This window comes from Marinoscillum luteum (assembly GCF_044005705.1).
Classification (GTDB): Bacteria; Bacteroidota; Bacteroidia; order Cytophagales; family Cyclobacteriaceae; genus Marinoscillum; species Marinoscillum luteum.
The window spans coordinates 193,191-218,348 of sequence record NZ_JBIPKE010000019.1 but is presented as its reverse complement, the minus strand read 5'-3'; the positions used below and the strand labels follow the sequence as shown (position 1 = coordinate 218,348).

Annotated in this window: 19 protein-coding genes; 6 read left to right on the top strand and 13 right to left on the bottom strand. The window is 46.1% G+C overall.

What is annotated here, in order from left to right:
* Positions 1-28: 28 nt before the first annotated feature.
* Positions 29-1,177 (bottom strand): Na/Pi symporter, encoded by a 1,149-nt coding sequence (locus ACHKAR_RS16045; protein WP_395418400.1) that lies wholly within the window; start codon positions 1,175-1,177, stop codon positions 29-31.
* Between the two features lie 43 nt (positions 1,178-1,220).
* Positions 1,221-2,945: a Na/Pi cotransporter family protein gene (locus ACHKAR_RS16040; RefSeq protein WP_159583174.1), complete on the bottom strand. Its 1,725-nt coding sequence runs from the start codon at positions 2,943-2,945 to the stop codon at positions 1,221-1,223.
* 131 nt (positions 2,946-3,076) lie between these two features.
* On the opposite strand from ACHKAR_RS16040, the gene ACHKAR_RS16035 reads away from it, so the two are divergent.
* Complete coding sequence (locus tag ACHKAR_RS16035; protein ID WP_395418399.1) at positions 3,077-4,258, top strand: porin; 1,182 nt, start codon at positions 3,077-3,079, stop codon at positions 4,256-4,258.
* A 12-nt stretch (positions 4,259-4,270) separates the two neighbouring features.
* Here the strand turns inward: ACHKAR_RS16035 and ACHKAR_RS16030 are convergent, their stop codons facing one another.
* The 11 genes from ACHKAR_RS16030 to ACHKAR_RS15980 all read right to left on the bottom strand — a co-directional run bounded on the left by ACHKAR_RS16030 (position 4,271) and on the right by ACHKAR_RS15980 (position 15,470).
* On the bottom strand, positions 4,271-5,464 hold the full coding sequence (locus ACHKAR_RS16030) for a M20 metallopeptidase family protein (RefSeq protein ID WP_395418398.1): 1,194 nt from the start codon (positions 5,462-5,464) through the stop codon (positions 4,271-4,273).
* Complete coding sequence (locus ACHKAR_RS16025; RefSeq protein WP_395418397.1) at positions 5,457-5,960, bottom strand: SPOR domain-containing protein; 504 nt, start codon at positions 5,958-5,960, stop codon at positions 5,457-5,459. The genes ACHKAR_RS16030 and ACHKAR_RS16025 overlap by 8 nt, the downstream gene beginning before the upstream one ends.
* The gene (gene secA, locus ACHKAR_RS16020) at positions 5,939-9,289 is read right to left on the bottom strand and encodes a preprotein translocase subunit SecA (protein WP_395418396.1); all 3,351 of its coding nucleotides are present in this window, start codon (positions 9,287-9,289) and stop codon (positions 5,939-5,941) included. The genes ACHKAR_RS16025 and secA overlap by 22 nt, the downstream gene beginning before the upstream one ends.
* A gap of 45 nt (positions 9,290-9,334) precedes the next feature.
* On the bottom strand, positions 9,335-10,111 hold the full coding sequence (dapF, locus tag ACHKAR_RS16015; protein ID WP_395418395.1) for a diaminopimelate epimerase: 777 nt from the start codon (positions 10,109-10,111) through the stop codon (positions 9,335-9,337).
* Between the two features lie 165 nt (positions 10,112-10,276).
* Positions 10,277-10,630 (bottom strand): 50S ribosomal protein L19, encoded by a 354-nt coding sequence (gene rplS, locus ACHKAR_RS16010; protein WP_159583186.1) that lies wholly within the window; start codon positions 10,628-10,630, stop codon positions 10,277-10,279.
* 111 nt (positions 10,631-10,741) lie between these two features.
* A complete protein-coding gene (locus ACHKAR_RS16005) occupies positions 10,742-11,359 on the bottom strand; it encodes a response regulator transcription factor (protein ID WP_159583188.1) in 618 nt (205 codons plus the stop codon).
* Entirely contained in the window at positions 11,356-12,150 is a 795-nt protein-coding gene (locus ACHKAR_RS16000; RefSeq protein WP_395418394.1) for a sensor histidine kinase, read from the bottom strand. Before ACHKAR_RS16000 ends, ACHKAR_RS16005 begins: the two co-directional genes overlap by 4 nt.
* A gap of 603 nt (positions 12,151-12,753) precedes the next feature.
* Complete coding sequence (locus ACHKAR_RS15995) at positions 12,754-13,383, bottom strand: hypothetical protein (RefSeq protein ID WP_395418393.1); 630 nt, start codon at positions 13,381-13,383, stop codon at positions 12,754-12,756.
* Positions 13,384-13,557: 174 nt separating this feature from the next.
* Positions 13,558-14,232, bottom strand: a complete 675-nt coding sequence (gene trmD / locus ACHKAR_RS15990; RefSeq protein WP_159583194.1) for a tRNA (guanosine(37)-N1)-methyltransferase TrmD — start codon at positions 14,230-14,232, stop codon at positions 13,558-13,560.
* Positions 14,229-14,759 (bottom strand): ribosome maturation factor RimM, encoded by a 531-nt coding sequence (rimM, locus tag ACHKAR_RS15985; protein ID WP_395418392.1) that lies wholly within the window; start codon positions 14,757-14,759, stop codon positions 14,229-14,231. The genes trmD and rimM overlap by 4 nt, the downstream gene beginning before the upstream one ends.
* 9 nt (positions 14,760-14,768) lie before the next feature.
* Positions 14,769-15,470: a 30S ribosomal protein S16 gene (locus ACHKAR_RS15980; RefSeq protein ID WP_395418390.1), complete on the bottom strand. Its 702-nt coding sequence runs from the start codon at positions 15,468-15,470 to the stop codon at positions 14,769-14,771.
* Positions 15,471-15,672: 202 nt separating this feature from the next.
* Between ACHKAR_RS15980 and ACHKAR_RS15975 the strand changes: the two genes are divergently transcribed.
* The 5 genes from ACHKAR_RS15975 (at position 15,673) to ACHKAR_RS15955 (ending at position 25,125) form a co-directional block, all read left to right on the top strand.
* Positions 15,673-18,387 (top strand): 2-oxoglutarate dehydrogenase E1 component, encoded by a 2,715-nt coding sequence (locus tag ACHKAR_RS15975; protein WP_395418388.1) that lies wholly within the window; start codon positions 15,673-15,675, stop codon positions 18,385-18,387.
* A 10-nt stretch (positions 18,388-18,397) separates the two neighbouring features.
* Positions 18,398-19,951: a 2-oxoglutarate dehydrogenase complex dihydrolipoyllysine-residue succinyltransferase gene (gene odhB, locus ACHKAR_RS15970; protein ID WP_395418386.1), complete on the top strand. Its 1,554-nt coding sequence runs from the start codon at positions 18,398-18,400 to the stop codon at positions 19,949-19,951.
* Positions 19,952-20,064: 113 nt separating this feature from the next.
* Positions 20,065-21,462 carry a dihydrolipoyl dehydrogenase gene (gene lpdA, locus ACHKAR_RS15965; protein WP_395418385.1) on the top strand — a complete coding sequence of 466 codons (1,398 nt, stop codon included), beginning with the start codon at positions 20,065-20,067 and terminating at the stop codon, positions 21,460-21,462.
* Positions 21,463-21,642: 180 nt separating this feature from the next.
* Positions 21,643-23,391 (top strand): ATP-binding protein, encoded by a 1,749-nt coding sequence (locus tag ACHKAR_RS15960; RefSeq protein WP_395418384.1) that lies wholly within the window; start codon positions 21,643-21,645, stop codon positions 23,389-23,391.
* A 6-nt stretch (positions 23,392-23,397) separates the two neighbouring features.
* Positions 23,398-25,125, top strand: a complete 1,728-nt coding sequence (locus tag ACHKAR_RS15955; RefSeq protein ID WP_395418383.1) for an OmpL47-type beta-barrel domain-containing protein — start codon at positions 23,398-23,400, stop codon at positions 25,123-25,125.
* The last annotated feature ends 33 nt before the right edge of the window (positions 25,126-25,158 follow it).

Below are 25,158 nucleotides of genomic sequence, written 5' to 3'. Positions count from 1 at the left end.
ATCGCTTTACACCTAAATGTTTAAAGAACTATTTATTTGAGGTGAGTTCTATGGTCGGCACCTTATGCTCGTAAGCCGCCATGTTTCTGCTTTTACTAAAATAAATGAGCGTAAACGGAAGCAGGAAAAAGACAACCAGAATATACGCAAATGCCGTCACCTTATATTTGAGGGAGATAGCACCCAGCTTGTCCGACAAATAGAGCGGGATCCTGCTGAAAAGTGGAATAGTCAGAAATATCAGCACCCCGATACTATTGAACAGAAAATGAGCGATGGCTAAGCTGATGGCTGCTTCACTTTTGAATAGGGCAGCTAGCAGGGCGGTGATGGTGGTGCCCAGGTTGGCTCCCATGATGAACTGAAAGGCTCGCTTCAGCTTCACTTTGCCGGTGGCAGCCAGTGGCACAATGAGCGAAGTAGTGAGTGAGCTGCTTTGTATCACGGAGGTGAGCAGAAATCCCCACCCAAACGATTTGAAAGTGTTTTGAAAGGCAATAGACTCAAACTTACTTTGGGCATTGCCAATGAGCTTATCGTAAAGGATATTCGAAATTTTCTTGACGATATAAAACAGCAGTACCACGGACGCAATCAACAGTACAAAGGGGCCAAACCAATTGATCAAGAGATTGCCTCCAAGGTCGAGCCAGTGATAAATGGATAATTTACTCGGGAGCGTGTCCACCGCCGTGGGGGTGTGAACCATAGAGGCAATGCCTGTGCTGAGCCTGCTTAGAAGCCCATAGCGGAGCTCCAGCGGAAAGAGGAGGACACAGGTGAGCACATTGAATATATCGTGTACTGTACCCGCCGAAACCGCCTTTCTGAATTCGGCAGTCTTGGTCATATAGCTCATGGAGACGATGGTGCTGGTGAGTGTGGTGCCTATGTTGGCGCCCATTACCACGGGTATGGCATTCTCCAGGGACACGGAGCCTGCTGCCACTGCTGCCACTGCCATGGATGTGGTGGTGGAGCTACTTTGGAGGATAGCCGTACCCAGCAAGCCTATGAACAAGCCAATGGCAGGATTGGCAAAGGCCATGTCGAAGAACTCCGAAAAGCCGTTTCCAATCACCTGAAAGCTAAGCCCCAGCAGGTGAATGGAAACGAAAAATCCGAAAATGGCCAGTAATATACCGGTGATCCCCTTCATTGATTGGGAGGTCTTCATGTCCTGAGGACGATATGGTGTGCTTTTAGAAAGATTATAGAACTTAGTTGACAAATTCTTCCTGCCTTTTTAAGCTGCGTTCAGACTCTCCTGTAATGGCCTCAGATACGTTGATGACGTGATCACCCACCTTCTCCATAGACTGGAAGAGGTCCTTATATAGGGCGCCTACCTGGATGTCATACTTTTTACTTTCCATTTGATGGATATGCTCTTTTCTGAGTTTATTCCTAAAACTATCGATAGCAAGCTCCAGCTCCAGGGCTTTATCAAGTGTGACGTGTGAGTAGTTACTGCTGAGGTTGGCAACCATATTGTGTATCGCCTCATCCACCAGGGCAAACATTTCAAAGAGATTGGCTTTTTGCTTTTTAGTAAAACCAACTTTGTCATTTTGCTTGTTTTCGAAATCCTTGGACATCTGGAAGAACACATCGCCTATTCTTTCCATGTCGTTGATGATACTCAGGAGGCTCACCACTCTGGTAGAGGTGGCAGAACTCAGACTTCCGTCAGATACACGGGCCAGGTATTTTGAAATCTCTTCTTCCAACTGGTCGGTGATTTCTTCGAATTTTCTCATCTTTTTGATGAGCTTTTTCTGCTTTTTCTCTTTTGGCTCAGAGAGCAAATCCTTCGCGGTATTCGACATTTTCACAATGACTTTACCGAAGGCTACGGTCTCTTTTTGTGCTTCTTCCAGTGAAAGCTCCGCCGTATTGAGCAGCCCTGTGCCGATGTACTCCAATCGGAACTCGTCTGCATCATCTCCTTTTGGCTTAATCACTCGGGTACAGATTTTTGCAATGCTCTTCACAAATCCCAACAGGAAAATAGTATTTAATACGTTGAAACAGGTATGGAAAAGTGAGAGTGCGATAGGCACTGACTCTGGATTGGTCTCTGGAGAAAGACCGGTCTGATAAAGCATGTAGCTGGATATGAGTCCCAAAAATGGTCCCATCACGAGGATGATCCAGGTAACTCCGAAGACGTTGAAAATAAAATGAGCAAATGCGGCTCGCTTGGCGTGTACATTTCCTACAATGGCTGCCAGGTTAGCGGTGATGGTTGTCCCGATGTTTTCACCTAATACCATGGCTGCTGCAAGTTCCAGCGGAATCCAGCCATTGTTGGCCATCACCAGGGTGAGTGCCATGGCAGCACTGGAAGACTGAACGATGACAGTCAGTAGCGTACCTATTCCTACAAATAAAATGATAGAGAGAAATCCCAGATCAGAATACTGACTGAGAAAAGCCAGAATTTCTGGGTTTGATTTCAAATCCGGAACAGCATCTTTGAGATAGGCCAGTCCCAGGAAGAGCAGCGAAAAACCAATGAAAACTTCGCCCCACGATTTGATTCGGTCTTTGCTGAAAAAGAGCAACGGGAAGGCCAAACCGATAATCACCAGGGCGTAGGCTGAGATTTTCACCTTGAAACCCACAATGGAAATGAGCCAGGCAGTAACGGTGGTTCCGATATTGGCGCCCATGATCACACCGATAGACTCTACCAGTGAAAGTAACCCGGCATTTACAAAACTGACCACCAGCACTGTGGTGGCAGAGGAGGATTGCACCAATCCGGTGATGAGAAAGCCAGTGAGGACGCCTTTAAAGCGATTGGACGTCATCGAGTTCAAAATTTGACGCATTTTGGAGCCAGCCACTCTTTGGATGGCTTCACTCATGATCTTCATGCCGTAGATAAAAAAGGCAAGGGAACCCAAGAGGTTCAGTCCATCCATTAATCCGAATTCCATAGTTTTTGTGTTTGGGGTAAAAAACACTGCAAAAGTACAACTCCTATGTTAACCAAATATTAACTTATCGGGATGTTCTTGGTAAGTTTGATTTAACGATTTTTTAATATTGCCAATTATTTTTACCTGATTTGAAAGAGAAGTATAGTATGCGCGGTGTTTTTACGATTGTATTTTTTTCGGTTTGTTTGTTTTATTCGGAGTATGTACAGGCTCAGATCCCTATTGATGCCAGTTGGGGTAAGGGCATTAGGGTAGAGGCTAAGGATTCTTCTTTTTCTTTAAAACTGGGCTTGAGATTCCAAACCCTCTATGAGGGTGAAAAGTATCTGGAAAGCGGGAATTGGAATGAGCAGTTGCTGATCCGCAGATACAGACTGAAGTTTGATGGTTATGCCTTCAAACCCAATATCAAATACAAAATGGAGTTAGGGATTTCCAATCGCGATACTCGTTCGGGTGGTGTAGATGAAATAGGGCACACGGCTAATATCGTCCTTGACGCAGTGGTAAAGTGGGAGTTTACGCCTGGTGTTGAGTTATGGGTAGGCCAAACCAAGCTACCAGGAAACAGAGAGCGTGTGGTATCTTCTCAAAATATGCAGTTTGTGGATCGTAGTTTGGTCAACTCAAGGTTCAACCTGGACCGGGATATAGGGTTGCAACTGCGCGCGGTTCAGGGTTCTGGTGTGGTATTCAGGGAGGCGTTCGCCATATCAATGGGTGAGGGTAGAGGTGTAGTCGTGGATAACCCGGACAATGGTCGTCAGTATACCACTCGTTTTGAGGTTTTGCCTATGGGCTTGTTCAAGTCAAAAGGTGATTACGTAGGCGCGGATATAGAGAGACAGCCAAGCCCAAAGCTGGCGATTGGAGTGACCTATGATTACAACAAAAATACACCAAGGTCACGCGGCAACCTGGGCTCATTTTTGATGGATACTGACAATAATTTCATCTATTCAGATCTCTCTACATGGTTGGTAGATGCGGTATTCAAGTACCAGGGTTTGTCATGGAACGCAGAATATGCTCATCGATCTTCCTCGGATGAGGTGGCCGGATTTGGTTATGGAAAGGGTTTCGTGACGGCTTTAGGGTATGTGTTTAAATCGAATTATGAGATCGCCGGTAGATATACCACCGTGGAGCCAATAGGTGTTAATTCTTCCATTGGCGCGGCAGAAGAGTATACTTTGGGATTTTCTAAATACATCGTGGGCCACTCCCTAAAGATTCAAAGTGACGTTTCTTACATGGATACCACCAATGACTATATTCGCTTTAGGGTTCAAATGGAGCTGGCACTCTAGCGTACCCCGGACTCAAGCATTCAGCTCAGCGATAGTGAGCCAGGCAAACAGGCCCATGCCTGTTTTGAGTGCGGATTCATCAATATCGAACGTGGGGGTATGTACTCCTGAGGTGATCCCTTTGGCTTCATTGCGGGTACCCAGCCGGTAAAAGCAGGCATCTACATGGTGTGAGTAAAAAGCAAAGTCTTCTCCTGCCAGCCAGAGATCAATCTCTTCCACATTTTCATCCCCCATATAAGCTTTAGCAGCCTCTATGTTGGCCTGAGTATACTCAGGGTGATTCTTGAGGTGTGGGTAGCCTTTCATGACCTGAAAGTCACATTGGGCACCCATAGATTCTGCGATACCTTCAGCCATTCTTTTCATTCGCACATGCGCCTCAGCTCTCCATTCCTCATCATAAGTGCGGAAAGTTCCTTCCACCTTTACTTCGTTTGGGATCACATTGGTAGCGCCCAGTGCTTCCACCCTCCCGAAGGAAAGGACACTTGGGATTTTTGGGCTACAGTTTCTGCTGATAATCTGCTGGAGCGCCACAATGATGTGACTGGTGATAAGTACCGGGTCTACGGTGTTTTCCGGCATGGCTGCATGCCCGCCTTTTCCGGTTACGGTGAAGTAGATCTCGTCAGCACTGGCCATGTACATGCCCTTTCTGAAACCTACCTTACCGGCAGGAATGAGCGGCATTACATGCTGTCCAAGTATTCTGTCGGGCTTTGGGTTTTCCAGGATTCCCTCTTTGATCAGGACAGAGGCTCCCCCGGGCAGTTTTTCTTCTCCGGGTTGGAAGATTACCTTGACCGTACCACTGTAGTGGTCCTTCAGTTCTTTCAGGATGCGAACAGCTCCCAATAAGGAGGAAGTGTGAACATCATGTCCACAGGCATGCATGACTCCTTCATTTTGAGATTTGTAAGACACTTCATTGGCCTCTATGATAGGCAGGGCGTCTATGTCCGCCCTCATCGCTACCACTTTGCCATTGTCTTCACGCCCTTTCAGCATGAAGGTGATACCGGTTTCGGCTTTGCGTTCAAAGTCCGTAATACCCATTTTCCTTAATTCTGCCTCTATAAAGTCAGCAGTCTCAAACTCCTGAAAAGAGAGCTCCGGATGACTGTGAAGGTGATGCCGAATGGCCTGGATGTCAGAAAAGTACGCTTCGGAAAGGGATTTGATTTTGGCAATGGTCTCAGTCATAGTCTACACGGATTCTTTCTGGGATGAGCAATGCAAGGGGAAATTCGACTTTGAGTCTTTCGAAGACTTCATGGGCTTCCAGCCTGTTGATGTATTGACCGGCCTTTACCTTGTAACTGGGCTGGTAGTACTGTATTTGCGGGTCCAATTGCGGATCGATGGACATAGCCTTGTTCATAGCCTCCGTAGCCGCTTCCCGGTCGTTTCCGGTATATATCTGGATGGTGTACCCATCCACGTAGCGCTGAGCGCGATTATTGCTGATAATGATTTGATTCACACTGTCCAGCTCGGTTTTCAGATGCCCGGTAGGCAAGGTGGCATTGAGCTTGGGTGTTTCCGGTTCGGGTACTTCAGCTATTTCTTCACTGAGCGAAGGGCGCAGATAAGCCAGATCTTCTTTGTACACTTCCTCTGACGATGAGGGAACAGAGGAAGTTTTACATCCGATCAGGCCTATCAACAACAGACCGATTACGACTCGATGAGTATGCATTTGTTGTTTTTTAGATCTTCTTCTACTGTCTTGTATTTGACGTCCTTTTTTACTGAGCCATCTCCATATTGTACAGTGACCCGGTCATTTCGTCCCGCTATTTTCACGGATTTGGCCGGTTCCACCTTCTCCGCTGGAGGTCGGTTGGCCTGTCCTCTGTTGAGCAGTGACCCGCTTTCTTCTTTGGACTCCTTGTAGTTGCGGGTGGCACGCTGATCTCTCGCTTCCTGTACCTGATTAGGGTCCTGAATCGGAATCTGCGCCTTCATCAGGAAGGAAGTACACTCTTCATTTACTTTCCCAAGAAACGATTTGAAAAGCTCGAAGCCTTCAAACTTGTAAATGATCAATGGGTCTTTCTGCTCGTAGACGGCATTTTGAACCGACTGTTTCAGATCGTCCATTTCTCTCAGGTGCTCCTTCCAGGTCTGATCAATGATGGCCAGGGTAATCATTTTTTCCATGGCCCGGATCATCTCCACGCCTTCGGTCTCCACAGATTTTTCCAGATGTGCGGTGACACCTATTTGTTTTTTTCCATCGGAGAAAGGCACGAGAATGTTCTGAACGGTAGCTCCCTTTTCCTTATGAATCTGCTTCAGCAGCGGGAAGGCTCTCGAAGCAGTGAAAGCATTTTTATTCTTGTAGTGCTCTTTGGCCGCTGTGTAAAGCTTATCGGTCAACTCATGCTCCATGTACTTGGTGAGCTCTTCCTGTGTGATGTGAAAGTCCAGTCCCAATACGCTGATGGCATTGAGTTTCAATCCATCCAGGTTGTTGTCAGCTTTAGCATTGAGTGCGATATCCTCACAGGTATCAAAGAGCATGTTGTTGATGTCCAGCTCCAGTCGCTCACCATAGAGTGCATTTTTTCTGCGCTTATAAATGACCTCACGCTGAGAGTTCATTACATCATCATATTCCAGCAGTCGCTTTCTGGTGGCAAAGTTGTTTTCCTCCACCTTTTTTTGCGCCCGCTCAATGGACTTGGTGATCATACTGTGCTGAATCACTTCGCCTTCCTGCAGGCCTAACCGGTCCATGATTTTAGCCACTCTGTCACTCATAAACAATCGCATGAGGTTGTCTTCCAGACTGACGTAAAACTGGGAAGATCCGGGATCACCCTGTCGGCCAGCTCTACCGCGCAACTGCCTGTCCACACGGCGAGACTCATGTCTCTCTGTACCGATAATGGCCAGTCCACCTGCGGCTTTGGCTTCCGGGGTAAGCTTAATGTCCGTACCTCTACCGGCCATGTTGGTAGCAATGGTCACCGTTCCGGGCTTTCCTGCTTCCGCCACAATGTCCGCCTCGCGGGCATGCTGCTTGGCGTTTAGTACCTGATGATCAATGTTTTTGATCTTGAGCATCCGGCTGAGTACTTCGGAAATTTCCACGGATGTGGTACCGACCAGTATCGGTCTGCCCATTCCTCTCAGCTCTACTATTTCGTCTACCACGGCATTGAACTTCTCACGGATAGACTTATAAACCTTATCATTCCGGTCATCGCGGACAATCGGTCTGTTGGTAGGGATCACAATTACGTCCAGCTTGTAGATGTCCCAAAGCTCTCCGGCCTCAGTTTCCGCTGTACCGGTCATACCAGCCAGCTTGTGGTACATCCTGAAGTAATTTTGCAGAGTAATGGTGGCGTAGGTCTGGGTGGCGTCTTCCACCTTCACGTTTTCCTTGGCCTCTATGGCCATGTGGAGCCCGTCAGAATACCGGCGGCCATCCATTACACGACCAGTCTGCTCATCCACGATCTTCACCTTGCCATCTACCACGATGTATTCGGTATCTTTTTCGTACAGGCAGTAAGCCCTCAGGAGCTGATTGATACTGTGTATACGCTGTGCTTTGACGCTGTAGTCCTGTATGACCACTTCTTTACGCTTCAGCTTTTCGCTCTCATCCAGCTCGGTATCATTTTCCAGCTTGGCTACTTCATCTCCAATATCCGGTAGAATGAAGAAAGTAGGGTCCTCACCTGATCCCGTGATCAGGTCGATTCCGTTTTCTGTAAGGTCTATGCTATTGTGCTTCTCATCAATGGTGAAGTACAAAGGCTCATCTGCCTCGGGCATCATTTTCTGATTGTCCTGAAGGTAGAAGTTTTCTGTTTTCTGAAGAATGGCCCTGATACCGGTTTCGCTGAGGAATTTGATCAACGGCTTGTACTTGGGCAATCCTCTGTAGGCTCTGAAAAGTGGCAATCCACCTTCCGATTCTTTGCCTTCTTTGATGAGTTTTTTGGCCTGATTGAAATACTCAGAGACCAGTTTCTTTTGAGCTTCCACGAGCTTATTGATCCGTGGTTTTAGTTCATAAAACTCGTGTTCGTCTCCTTTAGGGATAGGTCCCGAAATGATCAATGGGGTTCTTGCTTCATCGATCAGGACAGAATCCACTTCATCCACCATGGCAAAATGATGCTTACCCTGCACGAGCTCCTCGGGGCTGCGGGCCATGTTGTCACGGAGATAGTCAAAGCCAAATTCGTTATTTGTACCGTAGATGATGTCTGCCTGGTAGGCCTGTCTACGCTCAGGAGAGTTAGGCTGATGTCTGTCGATGCAGTCAATTTTCAAGCCGTGAAACTGGAAAAGTGGCGCGTTCCACTCCGCATCTCGTTTGGCCAGGTAGTCATTCACCGTTACCACATGCACTCCACGACCTGCCAGGGCGTTGAGGTAGGCGGGAAGGGTAGCAACAAGGGTCTTACCCTCACCAGTGGCCATTTCGGCTACTTTGCCCTGATGCAATACAATACCACCAATCAGCTGCACATTGTAGTGAATCATGTTCCACTCCACGTCTGTACCTGCGGCTTTCCATTTATTGGCCCAGATGGCTTTGTCTCCATCTATTTTGATGTGCTCTTTATTGGCCGCCAGTTCTTTATCCATCATGGTGGCGGTCACCACCAGTTGTTTGTTCTCCGTCAGCCTCCGAGCGGTCTCTTTCACCACCGCAAAGGCTTGTGGAAGGATTTCCAAAAGGATGTCTTCTAATTCTTCATCCCTTTTGGATTCCAGGTTGTCGATCTGCTCGAAGATTTGTTCTTTTTCCAGTATGTCCAACTGAGGATCAGACTCTACTTTATCGTGTAATGACTTGAGTTCGTCATCCACGTGCTTTAGTTTTTCAGCGATAATGCCCTTCAGCTCGGCTGTTCTGCCTCTGAGTGCATCATCGGAAATATCTCTGAGTTGCTCGAATTCCTTGTTGATTTTCTCAACGTATGGAGTCACAGCTTTTATGTCCTTATCGGCTTTGGTTCCAAAAACCTTCGTTAATCCCTTAGTGACTAAATCTAACATGTATGTATATTCTTAATATTGGGTCTAAAGTTAAGCGGAATTCAATCAAATAGGCACTTCCACGATGCCTTCAAATACTTTTTTGGCGGGTCCGGCAAGATAAATATCCTGAAAGGATTTGGCTTCCGTTTTTGTGAATGAAACGGTAAGACTTCCACCTTTTGTTTCAATTTTCACAGGACTTTGGTAATCGATCATTCCGGCCACCAGCGCACAGGCAGTGACGCCAGTGCCACACGACAAGGTTTCATTTTCCACACCCCGCTCATAAGTGCGTACCCTGATGCCCTCAGGGGTTGTTTCCACAAAATTGACATTGGTGCCAGCAGGCTCGTAGTGTTTGCTGTATCGTATTTCCCGTCCAGGCTGGATGATATCCATTTGGTCCAGGTCTGTAACCAACCGAACATGGTGTGGAGATCCCGTATTGATGAACCAGTCACTATCCTGTTTGGTGGCGTGACCTACGTCATGCAGGTGAAAATGAACGATTTCTCCTTCGATGAAAGCATCGTGAACACCATCAGTGGTCTCAAAGACGGTTTGGTTCCCAATGATGCCCAGGGTTTTGGCAAAGGCAATGGCACACCTGCTGCCATTGCCGCAGAGGCTTTTGCTGCCATCCGGGTTGAAATAAATCATCCGAAAGTCGTGCTCGGGATGGTTTTGGATGAGAATAACGCCATCGGCACCCACGCCCATTCTCCTGTCGCAAAGAAAGGAGATCAAAGCGGTGTTCTCTGCCGGGAAGGTTTCATTGCGATCGTCGATCATCACGAAATCGTTGCCGGTGCCTTGGTATTTATGAAATGAAATCTTCATAGTCAGGAATGATAGACAAAAACCATACGCTTACCTGATAGCGGGGCAAATTAAATCAATATTCTGCCAAATCGTCAGTGGTGCGAAGCAGAAAACCGACAGGTGTAAAAACAAAAAGCCAACTTTACGAGTAAAGTTGGCTTCATGAATATTTTGAATGAGAAATTAAAGTTTCTCTTTGATTCTTGCAGCTTTTCCTTTTCTGCCTCTCAGGTAGAACAAACGAGCTCTTCTTACTTTTCCTTTTCTTACCAATTCGATCTTGTCAATATTGGGAGAAAGGATAGGGAAAATTCTCTCCACACCGATACCGCTTGAAATTTTTCTAACGGTGAAAGTTTCACCTGTAGATCCTACATTTCTGATCTGAAGTACAGTACCCTGAAACTGCTGGATACGCTCTTTGTTACCTTCCTTGATCTTGTAGTGTACGTTTACTGTATCTCCAGCACTGAAAGCAGGATGATTTGCTTTAGCTGCTTTATTTTCTTCTTCTACGAATTTAATTAAATCGCTCATGTCTTTACGCTATCGAGTGTTTCTCAAAAAGGAGTGCAAATATAGATAAATAATTGATAATTGGTAAAGGTGATTGAATAATTTATTGGTACCCAATCTGCATAAGCTATTTTAAATCAGCTGATTGCTCAGACAATACTGTACAGCCTGTGAGCTGTTGCTCACATTGAGTTTTTTCAGGATGTTTTTCCGGTGTGTTTTGACTGTGTGGTCGGAGATAAAGAGCTTTTCGGCAATCTCAATGCTGGTAAGCCCCTGTGACATGAGCCGGATGACGTCAATCTCCCGTTCGCTGAGTTTGTATTGGGTCACTTCTTCTTCCTGCGAGTTGAAGGTGCCGATGCGGTCGTAATATTGTCGGCCGCCCATAACCCGCAGCACCGCATCGATCAGCTCCTTGCCGGTATTGTTCTTGAGGAGGCACCCATCGATCCCGATTTTCACAATCTCTTCCACAAAAGAGCGCTGGGCATACATGGTCAGGATGATGATTTTGACTTTCGGAAATTCCTTTTTTAAATGCCGGGCGCAGGTGATGCCATCCATCACGGGCATGTTGATGTCCAGTATGACAATGTCCACCTCGTTGTTTTTGATGAACCGAAGGACTTCTTCACCATTTTGCACGCATCCGACTACCGAAATCTCTTCATCGGCACTCAGCACCTCTTTCAGGCCTTCCATGACTATGGCGTGATCATCTGCCAGGAGTATTTTGATGTTTCTCATAATGGTATATCTATGATGGTGGTGGTTCCTTTATTCTTATTGCTGTCTATGGTCATGTGGCCACCTATTCGTTCCACACGTGATTCCAGGTTTCTCAGTCCCATGCCCTTTTGTGGTGGGGTCTTATCCAGGTCAAAACCTACGCCATTATCCTGAAAGATCAAATTGAGGTTGTCCTCAATCTGGTTGAGGTCAATATTGATCCTAGTGGCCTGGGCATGTTTAAGGGTGTTGTTGATCAGCTCCTGCAAAATGCGATAGACGTTTTTGCTTACCTCTGCATCGAGCGTATTGCCGATCTGAATGTGGCTGGCCACGGTGATGGTTTGAGATTCATTGATGGCATCCACCAGCTCCTGAGCGGCCTTGGCCAGTCCAAAGTGCTTGAGCACGCCTGAGTCGAGGCTGTGGGAGATTTTGCGGGTGGACTCGTTGGCGATTTGTGCCACTTCACTGATTTTCTGGGCCAGTTTTCGTTGAGACTCAGGGTCTGTTTTTTTCTGGAGCGTATCCGCAAACATATTCAGAGTGACCAGGATGCTGCCGAGGTTGTCGTGCAGTTCTTCAGCGATATGTTTATAGGCTTTCTCCTGGCCTGCCAGCATGGCATAGGCGGAGCGGAGTTCCTGTTTTTTCAGGAGGTCTTCGATTTTTTGGTATTCCAGCTTCCGCTTGATCAGCTTCCGCTGATAGAGGTAGATGAAAATGGCAATGGCTGCTGTGAGGAGTAGCATGCCGCTGGTGCCTATTATAAGTACATAGTAACTATCTAAACTAGTCTGGCCTTCCATAATCCAATTGCGAATAAAAGATTTTTGAGAATGTTAGAAATATTATGAAGAGTCCAGGTTAGGGAGGTGTTGGTAAGAATTTCTGAGCTTAGTAGATAGGTAAAGAAGCTTCCTGAGAAATAGACCAGGATTGCTGTATTGAACCAAAATATTGGGAGCTCTTCTAGGAAAATGTCATCACCAATTAGGAAGAACTGGTAATATAGAACCAATGACAAAAGTATTTGGGCAAGGTTATGAACCAATCGAAATGTTGTGGGTCTGGTATGAAAACCCAGAAATGTAACGGACCAGATGTAAATGGCAATTAGTGTTATGGAAATAATTATGACCAAAGCCTTGTAGGTAAGGTTTTTGTAGAAAAATATTAGAAGTAGAATTAAATCGGTGGTGTAGTAGATATTAATAATCCAGTAGTTACTCTGTCCATAAAATCGTCCATAAATGCTTGCGCTGATATCAACAAGAAAGGAACATGAGCAGATTAATAATATGATTCTGTAGTTAAAGTTCGATGTCCTTCGAAGTGAACTTAAGCCAATTGAAATCGGAATAAGTGCCGAGAACATCGAACTGAATATTAGTGTCTGTTCCATTGCTGCATTATGGACATGTATCTGGGCAAGGGTTTGAGTCATCCAAAGGAGGTGGGTTTCCTAAATCCTTGAGTTGAGAGACCCATTCATAAACAGCCTCTCCTTTTATGGTTGATGGAGTCAGAATAACATCTAAGTAATCGACATAGTGTCCATCGCTGATTCCATTTTTTAAGGAGAAGTGAGCCCTTATTCCGGTGATCTTAAGACTATCCTTTGGATCTGTATTCGAATCTATATAGGCGTTCTCTTTTACTATATCATCTAATAGGGTTTGAATTGCGTCAATGCCGAATCCTACACCTCCACCAAGTTCTTTTCCCTGACTCGGTTTGGTTCGGTGGAGTGAATCTCTCATAGTGCTGTAGTTCTTAATTCTGCCCAAAGCCACACCTTTCGATATTCTAGAGCCTCTGGTTCTCAATAAGATTCTATCGCTGTCCTTAATGAGTTTTTTGAATTTTTCTCTGGCTTCTTGGGTTTCCTCAAATTCTTGGGACGTTAAGGCGACTGCATTAAGTTGATTCTGAAGGCTGAGTTGCGTTTCTAACAATGACTGCTCTGATGATTGATTGTATAGGAACATAATTCCAGCACCAATTATCAGGCCGATGAGGAGTGTGATTACTGTTTTCATTTTCTTAAAGTTTTAAGGTTAGGATTTGGTTTTACTGAAAATACGGAGATTCTTTCAGTATATCAAAAGTGGTGGGTAATGGGGGGATTGTAAATACCTATAAAGAGGTAAAAGGATAAAGGTATGCCCTCGAAAAATATAGAATGAAAGTTTTCTGAACAGGGATATAATGGGTTACCCCAACAAATCTGGTCGGCGCTCCTGCGTGCGTTTGACTGCCTCGTCGTGGCGCCATTGCTCTATTTTGGCCTCATGGCCGGAGGTAAGTATTTCGGGCACTTTCCAGCCTTTGTAGTCTGCCGGGCGGGTATAGACTGGCGGAGCTAAGAGGTTATCCTGGAAGGAGTCTGTGAGGGCAGAAGACTCGTCATTGAGTACACCTGGTACGAGTCGGATCAGTGAATCGGCCAGCACCATGGCCGCCAGCTCTCCGCCGGAGAGCACATAGTCACCAATGCTGATTTCTTTGGTCACGAAGTGATCACGTACCCTCTGGTCTACGCCTTTGTAGTGTCCACAGAGGAGGATCATGTTTTCGTTGAGAGAGAGTTGGTTGGCCATGCCCTGATTGAGGGTTTGGCCGTCAGGGGTGAGGTAGATCACCTCATCGTAGGTGTTTTTGGACTGAAGGCCAGAGATACACTTGTCGATAGGCTCTATCATCAGTACCATACCAGCCCCACCACCAAAAGCGTAATCATCCACATGGTTGTGCTTGTCGGTGGTGTAGTCTCGCAGGTTGTGAATGACGATTTCCACCAGGCCTTTTTGCTGGGCCCGCTTTACAATGCTCTGGTTGATGGGCCCGTCAAATAGTTCGGGCAGGCAAGTGATGATGTCCAGTCTCATGGTTTCTGATCCAGATATACATCCAAAAGTCCATCGGGGAGGGTGCACAGGATCTTGCCAGCGGCAATATCTACGGTGTGAACGATCGCTTCCTCCAGCGGAATAAGAATTTCAATGCTCTGATGATCCACGGCCAGGAGGTTGTTATTGGGCATCTGATACACCTGAGTTACTTGTCCCAGGAGTTGGTCTCCGTCAAATACCTGTAGACCTGGAAGTTCGTGGTAATAGTATTTGCCTTTTGGGAGTTTGGGTAGTCTGTTGAGTGGGAGGTACAGGTCTCTGCCGATGAGCTCACTGGCGTCTTCTATGGATTCTATTTCCTCGAAAGCCACGATGGCCCGGTCGCCCTGGAGATGGAATGACTCCATAAAAAAAGGAACCAGTTTTCCATTGAGGTCAATGAAAACTGATTCCAATTCCTGATATTCCTGTGGATTGTCTACATCGAGAAAGAGCACTACCTCTCCTCTCAATCCATGAGTTTTGGTCACATTACCCAGTTGGTAGCACTCCTCAAAACCCATGATGCCAGATTAATCCTCTTTTTTCTCTTCGTCAGCAGCTGGAGCTGCTTCTTCCGGAGCTTCTGCCTTAGGCTCTTCAGCTTTAGGTGCTTCTTCAGCTGGAGCTTCCTCTGCAGGAGCTTCAGCAGCCGGTGCTTCCTCAGCGGCAGGAGTTTCTACTGCTGCTACTGCTTCGTTACCCTCTTCTTCCAATGCTTTTTCAGCTTCGTCAGCACCTGCCTCAGCGATTTCCGCTACAAGCGTGTCATCAGCTACTTTTTTCTTAGCAGCAATGGCTTCTGCTCTGGCGTCAGATACTTTCTTCTCAGCTGCAAGTCGTGCTTTGGCCTCAGAAGCTTTGGTTGCAGAAAGTTTCTCAACTTTACCCTGAATCTTAGCTTCTTTCTCAGCAAGCCAGATTTCAAACTTCTTGTCTGCATCTTCCTGAGTAATAGCTCCTTTCAATACGCCAATCTGAAGGTGTTTTTTCATCATGATCCCTCGGTATGAAAGCATCGCTTTTACAGTATCTGTAGGTTGCGCACCTTTCATCACCCAGTCAAAGGCTTTCTCATCGTTCAATGAGATAGAAGCTGGATCAGTGTTAGGGTTGTACGTCCCTATCTTCTCAATGAATTTACCATCTCGTGGTGCTCTTGAGTCTGCCACTACTACATCGTACATGGCTTGTTTTTTGCGTCCTCGACGCGATAGTCTGATTTTTACAGGCATAATTTGTTTTGTTTATGGAACTCGTCCATTCAAAGTTTATATTAAAAAGGACCGCAAAGATAACTGTAAATTTCTGTTTATAAAAGGAACGGTCTAAAGTACCTGAAAATCAGTCGATATTCGCGTAAGCGGGTTAGCGATTTTAATCTTAAACATCCAGTCCATATATTTGTTCCACTAAAAAATAAACAACGCCCATACAATGGACAAATACTCATACATCTCCAATGCCGATGTGGGCTACATCGACGAACTCTATAAGTCATATAAGGAGAACCCTGAAAACGTAGACGAATCCTGGCGGAAGTTTTTTGAAGGGTTCGAGTTTTCACAGCAAAGATATGGTGATGGTGGCCCCTCTGAGGAGATCATCGCCGGATCTAAGGAAATAAAGGTTCGAAACTTCATTTATGCCCACCGGTCAAGGGCACATCTGAAATCAGATACAAACCCTGTTCGTCAGCGCCGTACACATAATGTGCGACTGGAGTTGTCCAATTTTGACCTTTCAGAGGCGGATTTGAATGAAACCTTTGAAGTGGGATCAGAGATTGGGTTGCCCAATGCCACCTTGAAGGAGATTCGCGACAGGTTGGCAAGGATTTACCTCGGCCACATTGGTTATGAATACAATCACCTGAGAAACTCGGATATTTTCGATTGGATGAAGACCAAGGTGGAGACTGAGGGCGTAGATGTAAATCCAAGCAACGAGGAGAAGACCCGCATTCTTTCGAAGCTCAATGAGGCGGTGGTCTTTGAAAACTTCCTGCATACCAAATTTTTGGGACAGAAGCGGTTTTCATTGGAGGGAGGCGAAAACACCATTCCTGCACTGGATAAGATCATCAGACGATCTTCTGAGTTGGGTGCAGAAGAAGTGGTGATCGGGATGGCCCACCGGGGCAGGCTTAATGTGCTGGCTAATATCATGGGCAAGACCTACGAAGAGATTTTTGCGGAGTTTGAAGGAAGCACCGACCCTGACCTGACCATGGGTGATGGTGACGTAAAATATCACCTTGGGTATTCCAGTCACCTTCAGGCCAACGGCAAGAAGATCTATGTGAAACTGGCACCCAACCCATCACACCTGGAGGCAGTAGATCCTGTAGTACTGGGTTACTCCAGAGCTCAGATTGATGATGAGTACCGTGGAGAAATGAAAAAGGTGGTTCCCATCCTCATTCACGGAGATGCGGCCATTGCCGGACAGGGGCTCGTATATGAATGTATTCAGATGTCCTTGCTGGATGGGTATAGATCTGGAGGGACCATTCACTTTGTCATCAACAACCAGGTGGGATTCACCACGGATTATGATGATGCCCGCTCCAGTATATACTGTACTGACCTTGCCAAAATCATAGATGCACCGGTCATCCACGTCAATGGTGATGACCCTGAGGCCGTCAACTTTGCAGCCAATCTGGCCGTGGAGTACCGCCAAAAGTTCAACAAAGACTTTTTCATAGATCTGCTGTGCTATAGGAGACATGGGCACAATGAGAGTGATGAACCAAAATTTACTCAGCCCAAGCTGTATAACCTGATTGCCAAGCACCCTAATCCAAGGGAAGTCTATGTGAAGCAATTGATTGAGAGGAAAGACATCAGTCCTGACCGTGCGGAAACCCTGGATAAGGAGTTTAAGCAACAGCTACAGGATAGGCTGGATGAGGTAAAACAAAAGCCACTGCCATACAAGCCTCAGAAAATAGAGGAAGAGTGGCATTTCTTAAGGAGATCTAAACCAGAGGATTTTGACAAGTCACCTGAGACAGGCATTAGCGATGAGGTATTAAAGAAAGTCTCAAAAGCCCTTACGACCATTCCGAAAGGTTTCAAACCCCTCCGACAGATTGATAAATTATTAAAGGAGCGTAAGAGTCACTTTTTTGAAGAGAAAATGCTCAACTGGGCGGATGCCGAATTGCTGGCCTACGGATCTTTGCTGGCAGAAGGCAATATTGTGCGAATGTCAGGTCAGGATGTGAAGCGTGGTACCTTTTCTCACAGACATTCCTATCTGTTTGACTCCAATACCAATGAGCCTTACTGTAACCTGGATCATATTCAGGAAAAGCAGGAGCCATTCAGAATCTTCAATTCACTCCTTTCGGAGTACGCAGTGTTGGGCTTTGAGTATGGCTATGCCATGGCCACACCCAATGCATTGGTGATATGGGAAGCGCAGTTTGGGGATTTTTCCAATGGTGCCCAGGTGATGATCGATCAGTTTATCACCAGTGCCGAGACTAAGTGGCAGCGAATGAACGGGCTGGTAATGCTCTTACCACACGGCTATGAAGGCCAGGGTCCGGAGCACTCTAGTGCAAGGATGGAGCGATTCCTTCAGATGACTGCTCAGGAAAATATGATTGTTGCCGATGTGACCACTCCGGCCAACTTGTTCCATTTGGTACGGCGACAGCTTACCTGGGAATTCAGAAAGCCATGTGTGGTGTTCTCACCAAAGTCACTTTTGAGACACCCTAAGGTAGTTTCTCCGTTAGAGGAGTTTACCAAAGGGAACTTCCAGGAAGTGATCGGTGATGACTATGTGACCAACAAGAGCGTGAAGAAAGTGCTCCTTTGTACAGGGAAAGTCTATTTTGACCTGCAGGAAGAGCAGCAAAAGAAGAAGGTAAAGGATGTAGCCATCGTGAGGTTGGAGCAGCTGTACCCGTTCCCAAAGAAGCAATTGGAGGCTGTGTTGAAGAAATACAATAACCCGCAACTGGTGTGGGTACAAGAGGAACCTGAAAATATGGGTGCCTGGGGATTTATGTTAAGAATATCCGGGTTAGCACTGAAACTAGTGGCTCGTAAGCCAATGGCTTCACCCGCTACAGGGTACTCCAAAGTTCACAAGCGTGAACAAGCAGAAATAGTGAATAAAGCATTTGAAATATAATAAGACAATTATGAGCCTTGAAATGAAAGTACCGGCAGTAGGTGAATCAATCACGGAAGTCACGGTAGCACAATGGACCAAAAAGGACGGAGATATTGTGGAGATGGATGAGGTGATTTGCGAACTGGAATCAGACAAAGCCACCTTTGAAGTGACAGCAGAAGCGGCTGGGCAGCTGAGTATCAAAGCTCAGGAAGGAGATACTTTGGATATAGGTGCAGTACTCTGCACTATAGATGAGTCGAAGGCTCCGGCCGGAGAGGATGCCCCTAAAGCAAGCGAACCAGCATCAGCAGGTGCTGCTAAGGAAGGCAAGGCTACCGGGGAGACCGTTGAAATGAAAGTACCGGCTGTAGGAGAGTCCATCAATGAGGTGACCATTTCGTCCTGGACTAAAAAGAGTGGTGAAATGGTGGAGTTGGATGAGGTAATCGCCGAGATCGAGTCTGACAAGGCTACTTTCGAATTGACTGCTGAGGCCAATGGCAAGCTGGAGATCATAGCGGAGGAAGGTACTACCCTGGAAATAGGCGCCCTGATTTGTAAGATAGAAGTTACAGATGGGGGTGGAGCCAGCGCACCGGCATCTTCATCCTCTTCAGGGAGCGCAGCCAGTAGCTCCTCCGAGTCTAAGGAGACTTATGCTACGGGACACGCATCACCAGCCGCAGCAAAGATCCTACAGGAAAAAGGAATATCCGCCGACGCGGTGACGGGTAGTGGAAAAGACGGGCGTATTACCAAGGAAGATGCGATGAATGCTGAAAAATCAGCTCCTAAGCAGGAGGTCATCAAAGATAAGGCTCCCGCAAAACCTGAGTCTAAGCCTGCTTTCGAGGCCCCGGAAATAAAATCTGGCGTAAGTCGCGGGCAGAATCGGCAGAAAATGACTTCTCTGAGAAAGACGGTTTCCAGAAGACTAGTCTCCGTGAAGAATGAGACCGCCATGCTCACTACATTCAATGAAGTGAACATGGGGCCTATCATGGAGCTTAGAAAAAAATACAAGGAGTCCTTCAAAGAGAAGTACGAGGTAGGATTGGGCTTCATGTCCTTTTTCACCAAAGCATGTACAATGGCCCTTCAGGATTGGCCGGCAGTGAATGCCATGATCGATGGTGAAGAGATTGTCTACAGTGACTACTGTGATGTGTCCATTGCCGTATCGGCTCCTAAGGGATTGGTGGTGCCTGTGATTCGAAATGCAGAGTCACTGAGCTTTGACCAGATCGAAAAGGAAGTGGTGAGATTGGCCTCCAAGGCACGTGATGGTAAGCTGAGTATTGACGAAATGCAAGGTGGTACCTTTACGATTACCAACGGTGGGATATTTGGATCTATGCTGTCTACGCCTATAATCAATGCCCCTCAGTCTGCTATTTTGGGGATGCATAACATCGTGGAGCGCCCCGTGGTAGAAAATGGAGCAGTGGTGGTAAGGCCTATCATGTATGTAGCTTTATCTTATGACCACAGAATCATTGATGGACGTGAGTCCGTGAGCTTCCTGGTGCGAGTGAAGCAGTTGTTGGAAGATCCAACAAGACTTTTGTTGGGAGTATAAAGTGAGCCTTTTGTCCTATTGATCTAAAAATGAAATAATGCAGATAGCGTTGAGCCATTGTGTCATGTGGCTTAGTTAATGACTAGCTGCTGGGTACCCAAATATTAAATACTATGCAATACGATGTAACGGTAATCGGATCAGGACCAGGAGGTTATGTAGCAGCCATCAGAGCTGCACAGCTCGGCTTCAAAACAGCCATTATTGAAAAGTACCCTACTCTGGGTGGTACTTGCCTGAATGTGGGATGTATTCCATCCAAGGCATTGCTGGACTCCTCTGAGCATTTTCATAATGCCGAAACTACTTTTAAAGAGCATGGTATAGACATCAGCCAGCCCAAGGTTAACCTAAAGCAGATGATTGCCCGCAAGGCTGATGTGGTGAAACAAAACGTAGAGGGGATTTCATACCTGATGAACAAGAATAAAATCGATGTTTATGAGGGTGTTGGCTCCTTTAAAGATAAGCACACCATTCTGATCAAATCACAAAAGGAGGAGAAGGAGATCACCTCTGACAAAATTATAATTGCTACAGGTTCTAAGCCCTCATCACTTCCCTTTATCAAGTTGGACAAGAAAAGAGTGATTACTAGTACGGAAGCATTGGAGCTCAAAGAAGTGCCTAAGCACATGATCATCATAGGAGGTGGCGTCATTGGTATGGAGTTGGGTTCCGTATATGCGCGTCTTGGAGCGAAAATATCTGTGGTAGAGTTTCTGGATAACCTCATCCCTTCCATGGATGGCACTATGGGCAAGGAGTTGCAGAAGTCATTGAAGAAGCTTGGGTTTGATATCTACCTGAGTCATAAAGTGACTGCAGTAGCAGCTAAAGGCAAAGAAGTGACCATCACTGCGGAGAACTCAAAAGGGGAGAATTTGGAGCTGAAGGGTGACTATTGTCTGGTGTCCATAGGCAGGAGACCATATACCGATGGCCTGAGTTTGGAGAATGCCGGAGTGAAGATGACCGACCGTGGACAGATAGAGGTGGATGAGCACCTCAAGACTAATGTAGACAATATATGGGCGATTGGAGATGTAGTGAAAGGCGCCATGCTGGCTCACAAGGCAGAAGAAGAGGGTGTTTTTGTGGCAGAGCAGATGGCCGGTCAGAAGCCACACATCAACTATAACCTGATACCGGGTGTGGTATACACGTGGCCAGAGGTAGCCAGTGTAGGATACACCGAGGAACAGTTGAAAGATCAGGGGCGAAAGTACAAAACAGGAAAATTTCCTTATAAAGCCCTGGGGCGTGCACGCGCCTCTATGGACCTGGATGGGCTGGTGAAGGTCTTGGCGGATAAAGAGACCGATGAGATACTCGGTATTCACATTATAGGAGCACGTGCAGCTGATATGATTGCTGCCGGAGTTACCGCTATGGAGTTTAGAGCTTCAGCTGAGGACGTAGCCAGAATGTCCCATGCGCATCCTACATATATGGAAGCAGTGAAGGAAGCTTGTCTGGCGGCTACTGATAACCGTCCAATTCATGTTTGAGTAAGTATGTCTTAAGGGGTTTTTTCGTTATATTAGGGTGAAGGCATTCGTGGTTGCACTCAATCCTTTGTGTGTTTGAGTGTCATTCTTCGAGTGAAAACCAATGGTTGTTGGTTGAAAGATGGCCTCTATCGAAAAGGATAGTAGTATCAATATCCTTTTTATTATTTTCGATACCCTATGCTGAGAGTATTACTTGCATTTTTCTTTATCCTGATTTTTTGGTCGGGCCATGCTCAGGAATACCCTCTATCGAAAAGTGATTCAGGCATTGTATTCAAGAGCTTGGAGAAATACGAAGCCCTCATCGCCAAGGATGACTTTCGGGGAGCCTCAGGGGCACTGAACGATGTGGCTTTCGTCTACTGGAACAACAATCACTATGCTGAAGCGGCTACCTACTATGAGAAGTCGCTGGTGCTCAATGAGCGTGTTTCCAATGAAAATGGCATTGCCATGATCAACAATAACCTTGGGATGCTCTATGCGGATATTGGTCGCTACGAAGAATCTTTGGCGGCATTTACCAAAACACTCGCAGCACGAAGAGCCTCCAATGAGCCGGCAGGAGTCATATCTGCTCTGGTGAATATATCCGTCGTTCTCAATAACCTCCACAAGTATTCAGAATCCATCAAACACCTCTCTGAGGCCATCGATATCGCCCGCGAGCTGTATGATAAGCACCAGATGCGGAGTGTCTATGGGATGCTCTCCGAAACCTATGAGAAAATGGGTGAGGTGGAAAAGTCGCTCCAGTATTTTGAACTCTACAAATCCTTTCATGAAGACATACAGCGAGCGGAGATCAAGGGGATGAACCGTGAACTGGCGGAGGAAAGACTCGAAAAGCAGGTGCTAGAGGCAGACAAGGCCAAGAAGGAAATAGAATTGCTAAAACAGCAGTTGGAAATATACGAGAAAGAAGCGCAGCTTCAGGCAAAGGACTCTATCAACCAAAGTCTTTACTCTAATCTGAGTAGAAAGGAAGTAGAGATAGAACTGTTGGAACGCGATAAAGAACTTACAGCCATGGCCGCAGCAGCCAGGGAGGCCGAAAACAAAAAGCTTCAGAGTCAGAAGGCTTACCTAAGGAATTCGCTCATCATCACCATACTGGCCGTAGTGGTCATTGGCATACTGATTTTGATCAATATTTTCAGGTCCAGAAAGTATAACAAGGAGCTACTTCTCAAGAACGAATCTATAGAAGTCCAACGACGGGAGTTGGAAATTGCCAACGAAACCAAAGACCGAATTTTTTCGATCATCTCACATGACCTTCGAAGCCCGATTGGCTCCCTGGAGGGTTTTTTCTTTTATGTTATCGATGACTTTGAGATGTCAGATGATCTGAGAAAAGCACTCAATAGTGTTCAGAATCAGCTCACCAACAGCGCAAGTCTGGTGGATAATTTACTCAACTGGTCACGCTCTCAGATCAAGAAGGAAGAACCACATATAGAAGAGGTGGAGGTAGCCAAGCTGGTGGAAGAAACCTTCAGGTTGCTTCGTCATCAGGCCACAACCAAGCAAATCGAATTGATTTCTAACCTATCCCCTACAGACAGGTTAAAATCCGACACCCAAATGGTCAATATTGTGGTGAGAAACCTGGTCCAAAACGCTATCAAATTTACCCCAAAAGGAGGCACCGTGGTAGTAGATTTTGAAACCGACCAAAAAGGTGATTGCCTCAAAATCTTTGATAATGGCATCGGAATGGATGAACAGAAAATTGCCTCTCTTTTTAATATTTCTACGAACCACAGTACACTTGGTACCGAACATGAAATGGGCTCAGGTTTGGGACTTATCCTTTGTAAAGAACTTATAGAAAAGGTTGGGGGGCTCATTGAAGTCTCCAGCCAACCCGGAAATGGAACCGAATTTTCCTTAAGATTTACTAAAACCGAATACCAAACCTAGCTTTAAATGAGATTCTTTATTTATTTAATTGTTTTCCTGACGGGAGCAGTATGTCTTGCCCAGAACCGTCCCACACACTTCACAGATTCGACCGGCGCGCTGTATTGGCGGAAGTCCACACCCGTTTACCTTTTTGTGTCAGATGCACCAGATGGAGACAAGGAGCGCTTGAAGAGCAAGGCAACGGCCCAATACGCCGATCCATTTTATCTGGATACCGAAGGTGTTAACTACATCAGATCGAGGAATGCCGTGGACCCTGAAACCAAGCGGGTGATTCCGGACAGTGAAGTGATGTTTGAAATATACGCGGATGGCATTGCTCCGGTGACTTCCGTGTCTTATGAAAATGTGAATAAATTTCAGGGCGATCTCCTTTACTACAAGGCTGGAGTCAACGTATCCCTGGAAGCAAAAGATCAGCTATCTGGTGTCAGAAAATTGGAATATGCCATCAATGATGGAAAATATACTCCTTACCAAAAGCCGCTAACCTTTCAGGATCCCGGTATATATAAAGTAGAGTACTACAGCGAGGATGAGGTAGGCAATGTGGAAGACAAGAAAAGCATAAGCTTTGTCGTGGATCCCACACCGCCATACTCTGACCTTACCATCAATGGGATTACTGAGGATGAGGTGATCTCCACCGGTTCAAAACTATATATTCTGGCTTTGGACTCTATTTCAGGGGTCGCTTCTGTTTACTATAAGTTTGACGATCAGCCCTTCAAAAAGTACAATGGCTTGCAATTACCAACTGCCCAGCTGGAAGAGGGCGAACACACCATTACCTACTATGCTGAGGATAAGGTCAAAAATGTAGAGGAGCACAAGAGTTTCACTTTCTTCCTTGATAAATCCGCTCCGCTCATGGTTGCAGATGTATTGGGAGACCGGTTTATTGTGATGGATGAGGTTTATTTTTCTGGCAGAACCAAGCTGAAGTTAACGGCCGTGGACAACAAAGTAGGGGTGAAAGAAGTGATGTATTCGGTAGATAATGAGGAGTTCAAGAAATATGAAAAGCCGTTTTATCTTCCAAGTGTTTCCGGGGTTCACCTGATCAAGTACTACTCCGTAGATAATCTTGATAATTCTACAGCAGACAGTAAAAACAGCCGCTACATTGGTCAGGGTGGGTTTGAAGAGTTCAAACACAATGTCAACAAATTTTATGTTGACCTTACAGGCCCAGTGATTAATCACAGCATCGGTAATTATACTTTCACCAGAAGTGATACGCTTTTCATAGGGCCGTATTCGAAAATCAAACTGACTGGTACAGACCCTGAATCAGGTTTTAAAAGCATTGCCTATAGCCTGGGGAGTGATGTAGGAGAGGAGCTTTACACCGAGCCTTTCACACTGACCAGAGAAGGATTCAACACCCTCAATTATTATGGTTATGACAATGTAAACAACCGAAACATTGCCAAGTTCACATTCTATCTAGATGCTACGGCACCTAACATCTTCATTCAATTTAACACAGGGAATACCGATAGTAGGGAAGGGAAGCTTGTCTATCCTATCACATCGGGAATATTCCTGTCTGCTACGGACAAAACCTCCGGGGTGAATTCTGTGACCTATAGTTTGGATGACGCTCCATTCAAGCCCTACGCAGGGCTGATTTCAGGTATGAAGAAAGGCAAGCATACACTGGTGGTGAAGGCCAAAGATTTCCTCAATAATGAAGCTGTCAAAGAGGTGACCTTCCACATTAAATAGAAACAAAAAACCCGGCGAGATGTCTCGCCGGGG